The 14,981-nt window shown below is 71.0% G+C and carries 11 protein-coding genes; 5 read left to right on the plus strand and 6 right to left on the minus strand.

The annotated features are described in order from the left end of the window. The first annotated feature begins 9 nt into the window (after positions 1–9). Entirely contained in the window at positions 10–1,110 is a 1,101-nt protein-coding gene (locus tag Pla133_RS13175) for an SGNH/GDSL hydrolase family protein (RefSeq protein ID WP_145065947.1), read from the plus strand. A gap of 30 nt (positions 1,111–1,140) precedes the next feature. On the opposite strand, the gene Pla133_RS13180 is transcribed toward Pla133_RS13175, so the two are convergent. Then, positions 1,141–2,586 (minus strand): FAD-binding oxidoreductase, encoded by a 1,446-nt coding sequence (locus Pla133_RS13180; RefSeq protein WP_145065948.1) that lies wholly within the window; start codon positions 2,584–2,586, stop codon positions 1,141–1,143. Positions 2,587–2,591: 5 nt separating this feature from the next. After that, the gene (locus tag Pla133_RS13185; protein WP_145065949.1) at positions 2,592–3,437 is read right to left on the minus strand and encodes an SDR family NAD(P)-dependent oxidoreductase; all 846 of its coding nucleotides are present in this window, start codon (positions 3,435–3,437) and stop codon (positions 2,592–2,594) included. Positions 3,438–3,608: 171 nt separating this feature from the next. Between Pla133_RS13185 and Pla133_RS13190 the strand changes: the two genes are divergently transcribed. The 3 genes from Pla133_RS13190 to Pla133_RS13200 all read left to right on the plus strand — a co-directional run bounded on the left by Pla133_RS13190 (position 3,609) and on the right by Pla133_RS13200 (position 9,856). Then, on the plus strand, positions 3,609–7,196 hold the full coding sequence (locus Pla133_RS13190; RefSeq protein ID WP_145065950.1) for an FG-GAP-like repeat-containing protein: 3,588 nt from the start codon (positions 3,609–3,611) through the stop codon (positions 7,194–7,196). A gap of 33 nt (positions 7,197–7,229) precedes the next feature. Beyond that, positions 7,230–8,228: a lipid A-modifier LpxR family protein gene (locus Pla133_RS13195; protein WP_419192448.1), complete on the plus strand. Its 999-nt coding sequence runs from the start codon at positions 7,230–7,232 to the stop codon at positions 8,226–8,228. A 104-nt stretch (positions 8,229–8,332) separates the two neighbouring features. Next, entirely contained in the window at positions 8,333–9,856 is a 1,524-nt protein-coding gene (locus tag Pla133_RS13200) for a Kelch repeat-containing protein (protein ID WP_145065952.1), read from the plus strand. A gap of 149 nt (positions 9,857–10,005) precedes the next feature. On the opposite strand, the gene Pla133_RS13205 is transcribed toward Pla133_RS13200, so the two are convergent. From Pla133_RS13205 to Pla133_RS13220, 4 genes are all read right to left on the minus strand, one after another. After that, positions 10,006–10,509, minus strand: coding sequence for a hypothetical protein (locus Pla133_RS13205; RefSeq protein WP_145065953.1), 504 nt, complete (start codon positions 10,507–10,509; stop codon positions 10,006–10,008). Between the two features lie 370 nt (positions 10,510–10,879). Further along, a complete protein-coding gene (locus tag Pla133_RS13210; RefSeq protein WP_145065955.1) occupies positions 10,880–12,106 on the minus strand; it encodes a hypothetical protein in 1,227 nt (408 codons plus the stop codon). A 16-nt stretch (positions 12,107–12,122) separates the two neighbouring features. Then, positions 12,123–13,208, minus strand: coding sequence for a hypothetical protein (locus Pla133_RS13215; RefSeq protein ID WP_145065956.1), 1,086 nt, complete (start codon positions 13,206–13,208; stop codon positions 12,123–12,125). Positions 13,209–13,348: 140 nt separating this feature from the next. Next, positions 13,349–14,278: a DMT family transporter gene (locus tag Pla133_RS13220; protein ID WP_419191495.1), complete on the minus strand. Its 930-nt coding sequence runs from the start codon at positions 14,276–14,278 to the stop codon at positions 13,349–13,351. 114 nt (positions 14,279–14,392) lie between these two features. Between Pla133_RS13220 and Pla133_RS13225 the strand changes: the two genes are divergently transcribed. Next, the gene (locus Pla133_RS13225) at positions 14,393–14,974 is read left to right on the plus strand and encodes an NUDIX hydrolase (protein ID WP_145065961.1); all 582 of its coding nucleotides are present in this window, start codon (positions 14,393–14,395) and stop codon (positions 14,972–14,974) included. Positions 14,975–14,981: the final 7 nt, after the last annotated feature.

Raw genomic sequence — 14,981 nt, forward strand, 5'->3', positions numbered from 1 at the left:
CATGGCGCCGTGCCGCCCCTGACCTCCCCCAAGCGCCGCCTCCTGGTTGCCTCGGTGACCCTGCTGGTCTGCCTGGCTGCAGCCGAGCTCGGAGTCCGACTCGCCGGGCTGGCCGCCGGCACCCTCCCGAGGGCGCCCTATGGCGGAGGGGACGTCGAGGCGCTGCTCGCCTGGCAGCAGGACTTCGGCGCCCGCGGCGAGGTCTTCGGCGGCCAGACCCACGACCCCCTGCTCGGCTGGGTTCCCGCGCCGGGTCTGCGCGACTTCGTCGAGCCCGGGCACCCCCCTCGCTCGACCAACTCGGTCGGCATGCGCGGTCAGGCGGAGTTCGCCCTCGAGCCGACCGAGGGTCTGGTGCGCGTCGCCACGATCGGGGACTCGTTCACCTTCGGCACCCACCAGAAGGACGAGCGCATCTGGCCCGCCCGGCTCAGCGAGGCCTCACTGAGCCAGGGCAGCCGGCCGTTCGAGGTGCTCAACTTCGGCGTCCCCGGCTACGGCACCGACCAGGCCCTGCTGCGGCTGGAGCGCGACGTGCTGCCCTACCGACCGGACGTGGTCGTCTGGGGCATCTTCGAGACCAACCCGAGCCGCTCGCGGCGCCTGTTCAGCTACTACGCCAAGCCGCGCTTCGACCTGGCGGGCGGCGAGCTGCGCCTGGGGCACACGCCGGTGCCGGCACCGGGCGAGCTCGCGACGGCTGTCTGGGACGTGCCCCTCGCCGCCAGCCCGTGCCACCTCTTGCGGTGGCTGCAGATCAGTCGCGTGGAGGTCGTCGGACCCGGCACCGCGCCGCTACTGGAGCTGCACCGAGCCCTGCTCGCGCGCGCCGCCCGCGCCTGCGAGGAGGCCGGGGCCAAGCTCTTGGTGGTGCCGATCCCGACCCTGCGCTGGGCGGAGCTGCCGCCTTCGGCGACCGAGCTCGCGACCCATGCCATGGCCGCGGAGGGCGCGTTCAGCTCCCACGACCTGCGCCCGATCTTCGAGGGCACCGCCAAGGCCGGCGCGGGTCCCCCGCTGTACATCCCCGGGCGCCACTTCTCAGCCGAGGGCCACTGGATGGTGGCCAATACGATCGCCGGTCGCATCGACGAGCTGGGCTGGCTCTGAGTCAGCGCCGCCGTCGGGACGCCGCGGGCCTCAGGCGAACAGTCGCCGCCAGAGATTGGTCTGCAGCAGGAACTCGGGGTCCAGCTCGCGTTTGAGCCCCAGGAAGGCCTCGAGCTTGTCCGCGTCGAACATGCGCCGCACGGCGCTGCCGTCGATCACCAGGTCCTTGGCGAAGTAGAACTTGCCCCCACCGGCCAGGACGATCTCGGTCAGCTCGGCGCAGTGCTTCCAGAGCTTCTCGCGCCCCGACTTCGTCACGCGGAAGTCCATCGCGAAGCTCCAACCGTCGACCGCGTGGGTCAGCCAGAACGGATCCGGCCGGTGGCGCTTGAAGACGCCCAGGTAGGGCACGATCCCGCGGTGCTGGCAGTGGCGCAGCATCTCGGTGTAGACGTCGTGGGCCGTCTCCTTGGGCAGGAAGCTCTGGTACTGGATCAGGCCGCCGGGCCCGTAGGCGCGCTTCCAACCGGGCACGTAGTCGAGCAGGAAGGCGAAGGCCGCGTGGCTCTGGCGGTGCGGCGCCGCCTTGGCCTCGCGCTTACCCATGAAGTGCTTCGTCGCGTTGAGCCACGGCATCCCGAGGTCGTTGCAGATCGGGCGCAGGAAGCGCCAGACCTCCGACTTCGGGAAGCCCAGGATGTGCGCCGGCAGCTCCTGGTGCGCGAGGGCCAGGGTCTTCTCCGGGTTGCGGTCCTCGCCCGGCTTCAGGTAGCGCGCCTCGTGGATCAGGCCGCGCCCGATCCCGTCGCCGCTGCCGAAGCAATCGATCCAACCGACCAGGTAGTCCGCAGCGGCCTTGCGCTCCTCGATCGAAGCCATCATCTCGCCCAAGTTGGCGGAGCTGATGGCCTGCACTTCGAGGTCGCCCGAGTACACCCGCTTGGTCTCGAGCCGGATGCGGCTGAAGACTCCGAGCATCCCGAAGCCGCCGATCGCCGCGTGGAACAGGTCGGAGTTTCGCTCGCGGCTGCAGGTCACGACTTGGCCGTCCGGTCGCACCAGGTCGAAGTCGAGGATGGCGTCGCCGATGGTGCCCACGGCGTAGTTGTTCTTGCCGTGGATGTTCATCGCGGCCGCGCCGGCGATGGTCGGGAACATGGTCCCCGAGACCACCCGCGGCCAGAAGCCTTGCGGCACGATCTCGCGCCACAGTTGTTGGATCGTGACGCCGGGCTCCAGGTCGGCGATGCCGGTCTCGGCGTCGAAGCCGAGGATGCGGTTCATGCGCCCGATGTCGAGCACGTGCCCGTCCTCGTTGACGCTGGCGTCGCCGTAGCTGTTGCCGCCCCCGCGCAGGCCCAGGTGGCGGCCGTCGGCCCGGGCCACGTCGAAGCAGGCGCGGATCTGGTCCACGTCGGTGGGCCGCAGGACGCGGGCGTGGGCCCCGACCGCCATGCCCCAGCCGGCCACGAACTCGAAGTCGGAGCGCGGGGCGGCGGTCGGCGTCGGGCGGGATTCGGTCACGAGCTCGCTCACGGGGATCAGATCGACAGGCGACGGAAGACGACCGAAGGGATCAGCTTGATGATCGTCCCGACGATCCACCAACGGCCCTTCACGTAGCGGGTGTTCACCCGGTTGCGGGCCGCCGCCAGGATCTGGGCCGAGGCCTCCTCGGGGGTCGAGAGCCAGAACAGGCCGTCCATGCCCTTCGTCATGGCCGTGTCCACGAAGCCCGGCTTGATCGTGCAGACGTGCACGCCGACCTCCGAGAGGCGGTTCCGCAGGGCCTCCAGGTAGGTGTTCATGGCCGCCTTGCTGGTGCAGTAGACCGGGAAGCCCTTGCGCCCGCGGTCACCGGCGATCGACGACACCCCCACGATCGTCCCGCGGGTCTGGCTGGTGAACAGGTGGGCGGCCGGGTTGCACCAGGCGATGCAGCCGGCGGTGTTCACGTTCAGGGTGAACAGGTCCTTCGCCGTGTCGTACTCGCGGGGCTCCATGGCGGGCATGACGCCGGCGGCGTAGATCAGGAGGTCCAGGCCGCCCAGCTCGCGCACCAGGTCCTCGAACAGGGTCGGGATGGCGGTGATGTCGAGCACGTCGTGGGTGCGGGTCAGGACGCGCCCGCCGCTGGTGACGCCCAGGTGCTCGGACTCGGCCGCGAGCTTGTCGAGCTCCTCGGCCCGCCGGGCCAGGGCCGCGACGTGGTAGCCCTCGGAGACGAGCTGGCGCACCAGGGCGGCGCCGATGCCCGAGCTGGCGCCGACCACGATCGCCCGCCGCTGGTCCACGGGGACCCCGGACAGGGCCGGGGGCCGCGCGGGGGCCGCGGCCTGGGCCGGCGTGGGGCGGTCGGTGGGGGCGGCGCTCGTGGCGTCGGGCATCGATGGTCGGCGGCGGGGCCGCGGGGGGCTGGGAGGACTCGGGCGGGCGAGGGTCGGCCCGTCATTCTCCCCCACCACGGCCGGCGGGCCAACCCGAGGCCGCCCGTTCCGGGTGAAGCGGGGGTGATCGAGGCGCGAGCGCCATGGATCGGAGCCGGTCGATCTGGTGCCATGGGCGTCGAAGTCATGGGAAACCACCACAGCACGCGCTCCTCGCTCCGGCCCTTCGCAGGCATCGTCGTTCCGCTGCTCCTCCTGGGGGCGAGCGCCAACCTGGCCTCCTGCGGGAAGACCGAGCCGCAGCCCAAGGTCGGCGACCCGACCGGCGCGGTGCTGACCGCCCGCGAGCGAGCCGCGGCCCTGTTCGCGGAGGAGCGCCTGAGGGAGGCCCGCGAGGCCCTCGAGCCCCTGGTCACGCTCGAGCGACCCGATCCCACCGATCTGCTGCGCGCCGGGATCCTCGACCTCGAGCTGGGCGGGAGCTTCACCGCCGGTCGCGAAGAACTCACGGCCCGCGCCCTCGAGTCCCTGGAGTTGGTGACGGCCCTTCTGCCCGAGGATCCGGCGGCTTTCTACGTGCTGGGTCAGTACTACTACGACTTCGACTTCGAGCTGGCCGAGCCCTACGCCCGCCGCGCCTACGAGCTGGCGCCCGACGACCCGCCGACGGCGATCCTGTACGGCAAGCTGCTCACGGACCTGGCCTACGACATGGAGCCGGCTCAGGCCGACGCGACCCTCGCGGAGGCCGAGCAGGTCTTCGAGCGGCTCCTGGACCAGGGCGTGGAGTTCCTCGGCTCCTGGACCCTGATCGCCCTCTCGAACTACGCCAACCTGCTGCTCGAGCTGGAGCGCATCGACGACTCCGCCAACGCACGCGATCGCGCGCGGACCCTGGAGGACCGGGGCCTGACCCGGCCCTCCACCACTCAGATCAGGCGCGGTGACCTGGGCGCGCTGCTCTTTCCCCAACCCCAGGGGTCGGTGGCGCGCCCACGCAACGACCTCGAGCCGGGGACGGCGGCGGCTGCCAGCTTCCCCGCGGGCCTGCGCTCTCTGCGCGCGTTGACCCTGTCCGAGCGCGCCCACCCGATCAGCATCGCCGACGTCGACGAGAACCTGACACCGGACCGTGACTACGAGGGCCGGCCGGCGGGGACCGTGCAGGTGGACGCCCACCTGGACCCGCAGCAGCTCGTAGGCGACGACGGCCGCGCCCTGTGGCTGATGCGGCCGAGCGAGGACGGAGCCTGGCGCGGGAGCGTGATCGTGCCAGCCGAGGGCGACGGCGAGATCGAGGCCTGGGAGGCCATCGACCTGGGCGAGGACCGCGGCGAGCGCGAGCTCTTCGAGGGCCTCAGCCAGGGCCGGCCCTACGCCAAGGGTTTGCCGGGCAGCCGCGACGGCGTCCAGCGCAGCGACCTGGAGCTCGCGGTGGCGCGCGCGGGCGTCGTCGAGCTGTGGCAGTGGTCCGCCCCCGCGGCGAGCTACTCCCCGCGTTTGGAGCCCATCGCCAGCTATCCGGGGCGATGCGAGTCCCTGGTCACCTGCGACGTGGACCACGACGGCGACCTGGACCTGATCCTCGCCGGCGATTTCGGCGCGCGGTTGCTGCGCAACGACGGCGCGGAGGGCTCCGGAGGCTTCACCGACGCCACGCAGCAGCTCGGCCTGCACGCCTCGGCCAAGTTCACCTGGGTCATCCCCGAAGACTTCGACAGCGACGCGGACGTGGACCTGCTGTTCGGCGGGCCCGCCGGCGCCTTCCTCGCCAGCAGCGATCGCAGCGAGCGCTGGAGCGACGCGAGCGCGAAGCTGCCCGCCTCGGCCAGTTGGGCGCGCGCGCCCCTGGTCGCCGACTTCGACGCGGACGGCTTCTGCGACCTGTGGCTGCCCACCAGCGGCAAGCTGTTCGTCAACAGCTACGGCGAGCGCTTCATCTCCGGCGATGCGCCGGCCTTCCCCGCGCCCGCGGACGCACGGCCCCAGGCGGTCGACATCGATCTCGACGGCGCCTGGGACGTGGTCTGGACCGATGCGAAGGGGCTGCTGCAAGGCGAGCTCGCCCTGGCCTTCGACAGGCGCGCGGCCCTCGATCCGATCCAGGTCGGCACCGGCCACTTCGTGATCTCCGACCTCGATCGCGACTGCAACCACGAGGTCGCGTCCGCCGGCGGCGAGCAGATCGTGCGCCTCGCCGGCTGCCAAGGCGTGCAAGTCGGCTTCAAGGGCGTGAAGGACAACCCCCGTGGCGTCGGCGGCATCCTGCACGTGCGCGCCGGGGACCTGTACACGCGGCGCTACCTGCGCGGCGAGCCGGTGCTCGTGGGCGCGGGGGAGCGCGAGACCCTCGACGTGGTCCGCATGGTCTGGCCCAACGGCGTGATCCAGTCCGAGCTCGACGTGGGTTTGTGCGGTCGGCGCGTGCTGGAGCAGATCGAAGGGCTGATCGGCTCCTGCCCCTTCCTCTACACCTGGAACGGGACCACCTACGAGTTCGTCACGGACGTGATCGGCATCACGCCCCTGGGTCTGCCCATGGCGCCGGGTCAGCTCGTGCCGCCCGACCACGACGAGTACGTCCTGGTGCGCGGCGAGCAGCTCGTGCCCAAGGACGGCTTCCTCGAGCTGCAGTTCACCGAGGAGCTGCGCGAGGTGACCTACCTGGACCAGGCGGAGCTGATCGCGGTGGACCATCCGGTCGGCACCGAGGTCTTCCCCGACGAGCGCTTCACCTTCCCGCCCTTCCCCACGCCCCACACCCACACGGTCGAGCGCCTGGCCCTGCCGATCCGCGCCGTGGACGACCGCGGCAACGACTGGACCGCTTCCCTCGCGGCCCAGGACATGGACCTGGCCAAGCCCTTCGTGCCCCACCGCGGGCAGTTCATGGGCCTGGCGGCGCCACACGCCCTCGAGCTGGAATTCGACCCGGCGGACCTCGAGGGCGCCGAAGGCCTGCGCCTGCTGATGTGCGGTTGGCTCTACTGGACCGACGCCAGCGTCAACGTGGCTGCCGCGCGCCATCCGGGCTACGAGTTCATCCCGCCCATCCTGCAGGTGCCCGACGGCCAGGGCGGCTGGCGCGACGCCGGTCCGCCGATCGGCTTCCCGGCCGGCAAGACCAAGACCATGGTCGTGGACGTGGCCGGCATCCTCGACCCGGCCGACCCGCGCATCCGCATCTTCTCGACCCTGCGGCTGTACTGGGATGCGATCCGCCTGGCGACCTGCGGTGACGACACCGAGCGAGTCGAGACGCGCATCGCCGCCAGCTCCGCGAAGCTCTGGGAGCGCGGCTTCTCCTGCCCGATCTACCTCGACGGCGACGAGCGCCTGGAGTGGTTCGAGTGGGACAACACGGAATGCACGCCGCGCTGGAACCAGCACCCGGGCGACTACACGCGCTTCGGCGACGTGCTGCCCCTGGTCGAGTCGGTGGACGACATGTTCGTGATCCTGGGCGCGGGGGACGCGCTGACCCTGCGCTTCGACGCGGCGAAGTTGCCGGAGCTGCGCGAGGGTTGGCGCCGGGACTACCTGTTGTTCCTGGATGGTTGGGCCAAGGACCGTGACCCCAACACCTACGAGGCCCTATACGTGGAGCCCCTGCCCTTCCACGCCATGAGCGGCTACCCCTACGGCGCGGACGAGCACTTCCCCGATTCACCCGCGCACCGCGAGTACCAGCGCACCTGGAACACGCGCCCCGCCAAGCGTTGGATCGAGCCCCTCGCGAGTCCGTCCCTTCGACGCTAGCCCGCTCCCAGAGCCCTGACCACGCACCATCGCATCGCCGTCCTCGCGACGTCGGTCGCGCTCCTCGCCGCCTGCGCCGCGCCCGACCGGCGCTGGTCGGTGCGTGAGGAGAACGACCTATTCTCCAGCGGCGCCGGGCGGGACCGGGCCTACAGCCAGGGGCTCTTGCTCGGCTGGGAGGCTGACCCCGAGGGGAGCCTGGGGCGCGGCGCGGCCGCGGTCCTGTCGCCCTTGGGGTTCCTCGATCCCCTGCCAGACGAGTCCGAGCCGGACGTCGAGCACGAGCGCACCCTGCGCGTGTTCCTGGAGCAGCGCATCTACAACCCGCGCGACCTGGACTCGATGGACTTCGTGCCCGACGAGCGCCCCTACGCCGGGATCCTGCAGCTCGGGGCCACCGCGCGCCACGCGCGCCTGGACCCCGACGCCGCGCGCCGCCGGGACTGGCTCTACGCCTTCGAGCTGGCCCTGGGCGTCACCGGCGACTGGTCCCTGGGCGAGATCGCCCAGCGCGGGGTGCACTACGTCCTTGGCGAGGCCGACGCCGCCGGCTGGCAGTACCAGGTCGAGGAGGAGGTCATCGTCCAGACGGCCTGGGACCTGCGCAATCGGACGCTCTACGGCCGGCTGGGTGCGGCCGAGTTCGACCTCGTGTCCGGTGCCCGCCTGGAGCTGGGCACGGCCTTCACCAACGGCCAGCTCGGCGTCGAGGCGCGCGGTGGCCACAACCTGTCGCGCAACGACCGGCCCTGGCTCGGGCTGACCGACGACTTCGCCATCTGGGTCTCGAGCGGCGTGAACCTGCGCCATGCCCTGTACGACATCACGATCGACGGGAGCCTTTGGAACGACGACCCGCAGATCTCCCTGACCCGCGAGGAGAGCATCTGGCAGTGGTGGTTTGGACTGACCACCCGCTGGCGCGGCTTCACCCTGGGCTACCGCTTCCTGCGCCAGCAGAAGGAGTACGCGCAGGAGCTGGGCCCCCACGACTGGGGCACGATCGCCCTGGGCTACCGCTACAGCTTCTGAGCTCGGGGTCGGCTGCGGAGTTGCAATCTGGACGGCGGGGCTCCCGCTGCGCTCTGGGACGGGATAGTCTCGATCGAGGTCCCGAATCCCAGACTCTCCCCACCATGACCCCCACCCGCGTCCTCTCCCTGGCCCTGCTCCTGGCGGCCCCCGTCGCCGCCCAGACCTCCGAACTCAGCCGTGGCGGTGGAGCCATCCCCGGCAGCGCCACCTGGAGCGTCGCCGGCGACCCCGGCCAGATCTACGCCATCGTCGTGGCCCTCGACGAGACGCCGACCGAGATCCTTCCCGGGGTCTCCTTCGCCATCTCCGACGCGCTGCTCGACCTCACCTTCACCCTGCCCGGCTTCATCGGCCTGCTGGACGGCAGCGGCAACGCCACGGCGAGCGTGCCCATGGTCGACCCGGGCCTGGCGGGCCTGGTGATCTCGGCCCAGGCGGTGACCGGGCCGACCTTTGGTTCGCCCTCGAACCTGGTGCGCACGACCCCGGCCGTCTCGGGCACCTTCGCAGCGACGGTCGAGGCCCCGGCCCTGCCGATCCTCGGCGGCGCGATCTCTCAACTGCCGAACGGCGACCTGCTCCTGGCCGGCGGCAGCGGCCCGGCGGCCCAGCGCTACACCGACGAGCTCGAGCGCTTCGAGCTGGACGGCCTGACCTTCGGCGTGGGCCTCCTTTCCCAGGCCACGGCCCTGGCGGACGGACGCGTGCTGTTCAGCGGCGGCCTGGGCCTCGACGGCCAGCCCACCGACGCCTGCGCCGTCTTCGATCCCACCACCGGCGACACCACCGAGCTCACCATGGGCTCGCCCCGCGCCGGCCACCAGGCGACGCTCCTCAGCGACGGTCGGGTGTTCCTGACCGGCGGCTTCGGCGACGTCTCGATCGACTTCACGGCGATCTTGACCGACCCCCTCTCGGCCCTGTCGGTCTTCAACGGTCTGCTGGCCAGCACCGAGTTCTTCGACCCTGCGTCGCTGACCTTCGCGGGCGGGCCGAACATGCTCGAGCCCCGCGCCCTGCACACGGCCACGGCCCTGAACAACGGCAGCATCCTGGTCGCGGGCGGCATGACGCTGATCCCGATCCTCAACATCCCGACCGTCTCGGCCACGGCCTACACCTACAGCACGCTCCTGGGCGTCTTCGGCCTGCCGATCTTCTTCGACGGCCCGCGCCTGGCCCACTCGGCGATCAAGATGGCCGACGGCAGCGTGATCCTGGTCGGCGGGATCACCCTCGACCTCGAAGCCCTGATCACCTCCGGCGGCGACCTGACCCAGATCGCCATCGGCGCCCGCGACGACGTGGTGCGCTACACCAGCGGCCTGTTCAGCGGCGGCTTCTCGACCGTCGGCACCCTCTCGGAGCCCCGCGCCCTCTCGGGTCTGGCCCTGCTCCCCGACGGCCGCGCCCTGATCGCCGGCGGCTTCCGCGCGACCCTCTCGTCCTCGGCCATCGACCTGGGCGCGGCGTCCTCCGCGGACCTGTACCAGGTCGGCAGCGGCGTCAGCGTGACCGGCTCCATGGCCGGCGCGCGCACCCAGCCCCTGCTCGCCAACCTGGCGGACGGCACGGTGCTGGTGGTCGGCGGCGGGCCGAGCGACGCGGAGATCTACCAGCCGTGAGCTGATTCGAGGCACTTGCTGCCCGAGCGCGTCACAGATGCCCTCGAGACGGGCCTTTCGCGGGGCGCCGATCGACTTCGATCGGCGCCCCGCTGCGTGGGCCCCTGGCGGAGCGGCCGCGCCGCCGCTCGCGCTGAGTCCACTCGGGACTAGAAGCCGCTCGGGCCGGGCATCAGGCCCTCGATGACCAGCGGAAGCAGGCCGTCCCCCGACAGGTCAACCACGGGGAGAGCCTCCGTCGAAGGCCCTTGCGCGATGGCCGCCGGCTGCTCGTCGCAGTCGTACCAGTGGCACGACTCACTGACGTACACCGAGACCTTGTGCGGTACCCCGTCCGGACCGATCCGTTCCTGCTCGCTGACGCAGGTGCGGTTCTCGACGTGCCAGACGATCGGGCTGGGCGCGCAGGGGCCGTCCTCGAACTCGTGGATCAGCTCAGAGCTGATCAGTTCTCCGTCCGAGGAGATCTCGTACTCGAAGACGTAGGAGTACCCGTCAGCATTCGCCGGCGGGCACCCGGTCAGTTGCTGAGTGGTGGAACACGAACCGGGCCCGGACGACGGGATCGTGACCTCGTTGACCTTCACGCCACCCACGAGGTCGTAGGAAGAGTCGACAGCGTCGTAGCCGTCGGTCACTGCCGAGACGGACACACCAACCGCGCCGAGCGACGGCAGGGCGGTAGAAGCTGCGAGCGCGGCTGACGCCAGTGCGAGACGAAGGGACGCGAGGGGAAGACTGTGAGCTGAGAGCATGGTCGGAAAGTCGGAGTTGCCGTAGAGAGAATCGGACATGGATTCGACCTGGCGCTCCTGTCACCTGAGCACCGAAGATCAGTCCAGCAACGTCTGCTCGCGCCCCATTTGGCGTCTCAATTGCGCCAAACTTTCCCGCAGCGTCGCACGAGTGTCTCCAACCCCTCCGACGCGACGCGCGATCGCGCCGGCTGCCATCATCCACCCGGTGCAGGCCCGTCTCCTTGCCCCATGGTGCGCTCTCTGAGATCCACGAGCCACTGGCTCGTCAGCGACCGGCGCCCCGCTTCATGGCGTCGGTCAACGAGACTTCGACGGTCCCGCTCCAGTAGCGATCGGCGTGCCACTGGGTCTCGATCATCTCGCTCGTGCCACGCAAGCGCAGGCTCCAGCCATCGGCACCGGCGCCTCGCCTTGCCAAGGCACCAGGTACGGGTCCGAGCGGGTCCTCCAAGCTTGGCGTGCCGAACCGATCGCGCTCGCTGCTCCAAGCGGACTGGCGGGGATGTCGCGGCAAGCGGTTGGTCGCCACGACCTCGCCGTCCTCGAGCAGCTCCGCGACGAGAGCGAGCCCTAGGCCTCGCAGCTCAGGATGGAGCTCCGTGTCCGGCTCGCACCGGATCCAGGCAAAGGCGTCCGAGTACCCGGGTCCACGTTCAGCGATGCGCAGCGACACCGCCTCGCTGACGGCCGCGTCGACTTCGGGCGTCGAAACTGGCGTCCAGGCTTCGTCGAGACTCGCAACGACCTCGACCGAGAGGTCGAGCGTGCCTTCCCAGAGCAGCGGGTAGTCCCAGGCAGCGCAGTCGACCTTCCCGTCGTCCTCGCGATCGGCCCTGGACGCCTGCTCGAGGGCGTCCCCGTTGAAGCCGCCTCTGACCGTGACCTCGCAGGGGATCTCGTGGCGCCCGAGCGCGAGGTCGCCCAGCTCCTGGTAGGTAGCGTCCTCGAGCCCCCAGAAGTAGCCCGTCCCGCAGATCTCGGGCAGCAGGCTGCCACAGCGCGGCGCACCCAAGCGACCACCGCGCGGGTCGACGATCACCCGCGCCATGCCGAGCCACTCGGGAGCCGTCATCGAGACGGCGAAGGGCAGATCCTGCGGCCAGCGGCGCGGCACACGCAGGACCCCGGTGTCGACGAGCGCATGACGCCACAGCTCGTCCGACATCCGCTCGCCGCCGCGCAGGCGGTCGCGGACCTCTTCCGTCACCGGGTGCAGCGCCTGCTCGCCCCCGATGGTCCCGCGCTCGATCCAGACCGGCGGCAGGAGGGGGATCAAGTCGGCGAGCGATAGCTCCGCGAGTCGCTCGGGTGCAGGCGGCGTGGGGTACCAGACCGTGTCGACCGGTGCCTGCGCGGCGCCGGACTCCGCGCCGGCTTTCGGCCCGCAGCCAGCCAGACCGACCAAGCCGGCGACACCGACCAACTGGACAAGGACCGCCTTCGCCCGAGAGAGGCCGGCCTCGTTCGACGTACCGCGTACTTGATTCGTCATCGTGCTCTCTCCCCGATCACTTGGGTCCCGGCTCCATCAGCTCGACCAAGGGAATCTCGAGCTCTCCGCTCCAATGGCGACGGGCGTGCCAGAGGCGCTCGAGCCCCTCGCCCGTGCCACGCACCCTCACGGACAACAGGTCGCGTGCGTCGACGTTGGTGATGAGCCCAGGATGGACCGCTTCGAGGAAGACCGAGTCTCCGGGCACGCCGAACGCGTCGAAGCTCCAGTCGGAGTTCATGCCGTAGTCACCCACGGCCAGGCGAGCCGGCTCGCCCACCGGGAAGCCACGCCGCAGCACCTGGAGTTCGAGCGAGAGCCCCAGGTCCCGCAGCTGCGGGTGGGCGATGCTGTCCGGCTGCACCCGCAGCTGCGCCCGGGGCTGGGACCAACCCCTGTCCAAGAACTCCAGCGACAGGGCCGACCGCACCGCTCCGTCGACGTCCGCATCCGCGACGGGCGCGATCGCCCCCGCGAGCGACTCCACCACCTCGACCTCGATCGAGAGGGTCCCGCGCCACAGCACCGGCCTCAGGGGAGCCTCGCCCCCGGGCGAGGTCCACCAACTCTCCGGTTCACTCTCCACGAGCACGTCGAACCCCAGGTCGTGACGACCGAGGGGCAGCACGCCGAGTTCCTGGCACAGCTCTTCGTGCAAGATCGACATGGAGGCGAGTCCGCACAACATGGGGCGCAAGTTGCCGCAGCTCGCATCGCCCAGCCCCTCCCGCACCGGATCGAGGCTGATCCTGATCTGCTCGCCCACGGGGAGGGCGCGCATCGAGACGGCGAAGGGCCGATCCGCGCACCAGCGCGGGTGGTAGCGCAACACCCCCTTCTCGAGCAGCAGACGGCGCCACTGGTCGTCGGGCAGACGATGTTCTCGAGCACGCGCCCAGACCTCCTCGGCGACCGGCACGAGCTGCCGCCGGCCGTCCGCGACCGTCGACCAGTCGTCGACCCAGGGGAGCCGGTCGACCAGGCTGGCCGCGTCCAGCTCGGCGAGGTCTTCGATGACCGGGGCCGGTGCAACTTGCCCCGACGACGCGGGAAACAGTGCGCAAAGGGTCGCGGCGACTACAGAGCAGGGGAAGGTCCACATGGGTGGGTCCTCTGGTGGGCGAAATCGAGATCGGACCGCGCCGCAAGTGGCGTCGCCCAAGGCCACCATCCTGGGCCTCGCCCCGCGCTCCCACCACCGCTCTCGACGGCCATTTCTCGCCGGGCGCTTCGCGGGCGCCCTCAGCGCCGGCGCGTGACCAGCGCGATGCCCGTGAACATCAGCGCTGCCGCCACGATCATCAGCGGGCGGAAGTGCTCGCCGAGCAACACGATCCCCGCCGTGCCCGCGATCAGGGGCTGCACGTAGATGTAGATCGCCGTGACCGACGCCGGCACGCGCGAGAGGGCGAAGGTGTTGAGCAGGTAGCCCACCACCGTCGGGAAGGTCAGCACCAGGGCCAGTCCCCACCAGGCCACGCGCGTGTCGACCCCGCTCGGTATCAGGTCCTGACCGAGACCCAGGAACGGCGTGGCCCAGAGCGACATCACGTAGACCCAGGCGATCACCACCAGGGGCCGGTAGCGCGTCAGCAGCCGGCGCGAGAGCAGCAGGTACCCCGCGTAGCTCAGGCAGTTGCAGGCCATCAGCAGGTTGCCGAACAGGTGCTGGCGCGCGAGGTCGGGCGAGTCGCCGCGCTGCAAGAGCAGCACGATCGCGCCGCACATGGCCACGGGCACGCCGATGGCACGCTTCCAGTGCATCCGCTCGATGCGGAACGCGATCGCGAGGGCCACGGTGAAGACCGGGATCAGGGTCATGATCAGCCCCGCGTTGACCACGGTCGAGCGCGACACGCCCTCCAGGGCCAGGAGCTGGTTCATGACCACGCCCAAGAGGCCGCACACGAACAACAGCGGCAGATCCCCACGCTTCGGAATCGCGCCGCGACCGGCCACGGCGAAGGCCAGGCCCAAGAGCACCGCCGAGCCGACCCCGATGCGCCAGACCGCGATCGCACGAGGCTCGAGGCCCTCGAGCGCCAGCTTCACGAAGAAGGGGAACAGCCCGAAGCAGAGCTGAACGGCCACGAGGGCCAGGTGGCCGGACACGACGCTGGGCTCCGCGAGCGGCGCGGCGACGGCCGACGGCGTCGCCGTGCGGGGTTGCATGGCGAAGAGGTTAGGACGGGGACGCCGGGACGACAGAGTCGAGCCCGGCATAACCTCGCGCCCGGAGCGACTCGCGCCCTGGCTCCGCGGCGGGTCGGCCGCCAGGATGGCGCCATGGACGACACCGACGAGCCGCGGGCGTGGACCCATCACGGAACCCGACGCGGACCCGACCTGCGCCTGTTCCAGGTCCGCTTCGACGACCTCGAAAACCCGCGCACCGGCGAGGTGCTCGAGCGGCTGGTGCTCGAGACCCCCGACTGGGTCAACGTGGTCGCCCTGACCCCCGAGCGCGACGTCGTCCTCGTGCGCCAGTGGCGCTTCGGCAGCCGCTCGAACACGCTCGAGATCCCCGGCGGCATGGTCGACCCGGGCGAGGAGCACCGGGCGGCGGCCGAGCGCGAGCTGCGCGAGGAGTCCGGCTACACCGCGCAGAGCTGGCGCTACCTGGGCTCGGTCCTGCCCAACCCGGCGATCCACGACAACCGGCTCCACATGTGGCTGGCCGAGGGCTGCCGCCCGGGCGGTCCCCCCGAGCTCGACCCCGGCGAGGACATCCAGGTCCTGACCCTGCCCCTGGCCGAGGTCCTGGAGGCCGCGACCGACGGGCGGATCGAGCACTCCCTGGTGCTCTGCGCCCTGATGCGCGTGGCGGGGCTGCGCACTCCTGGGACGGGCGCTCCGGGGTCCGTATGATCCTCCC

Source organism: Engelhardtia mirabilis, from assembly GCF_007748095.1.
In the GTDB taxonomy this organism is placed as follows: Bacteria; Planctomycetota; UBA1135; order UBA1135.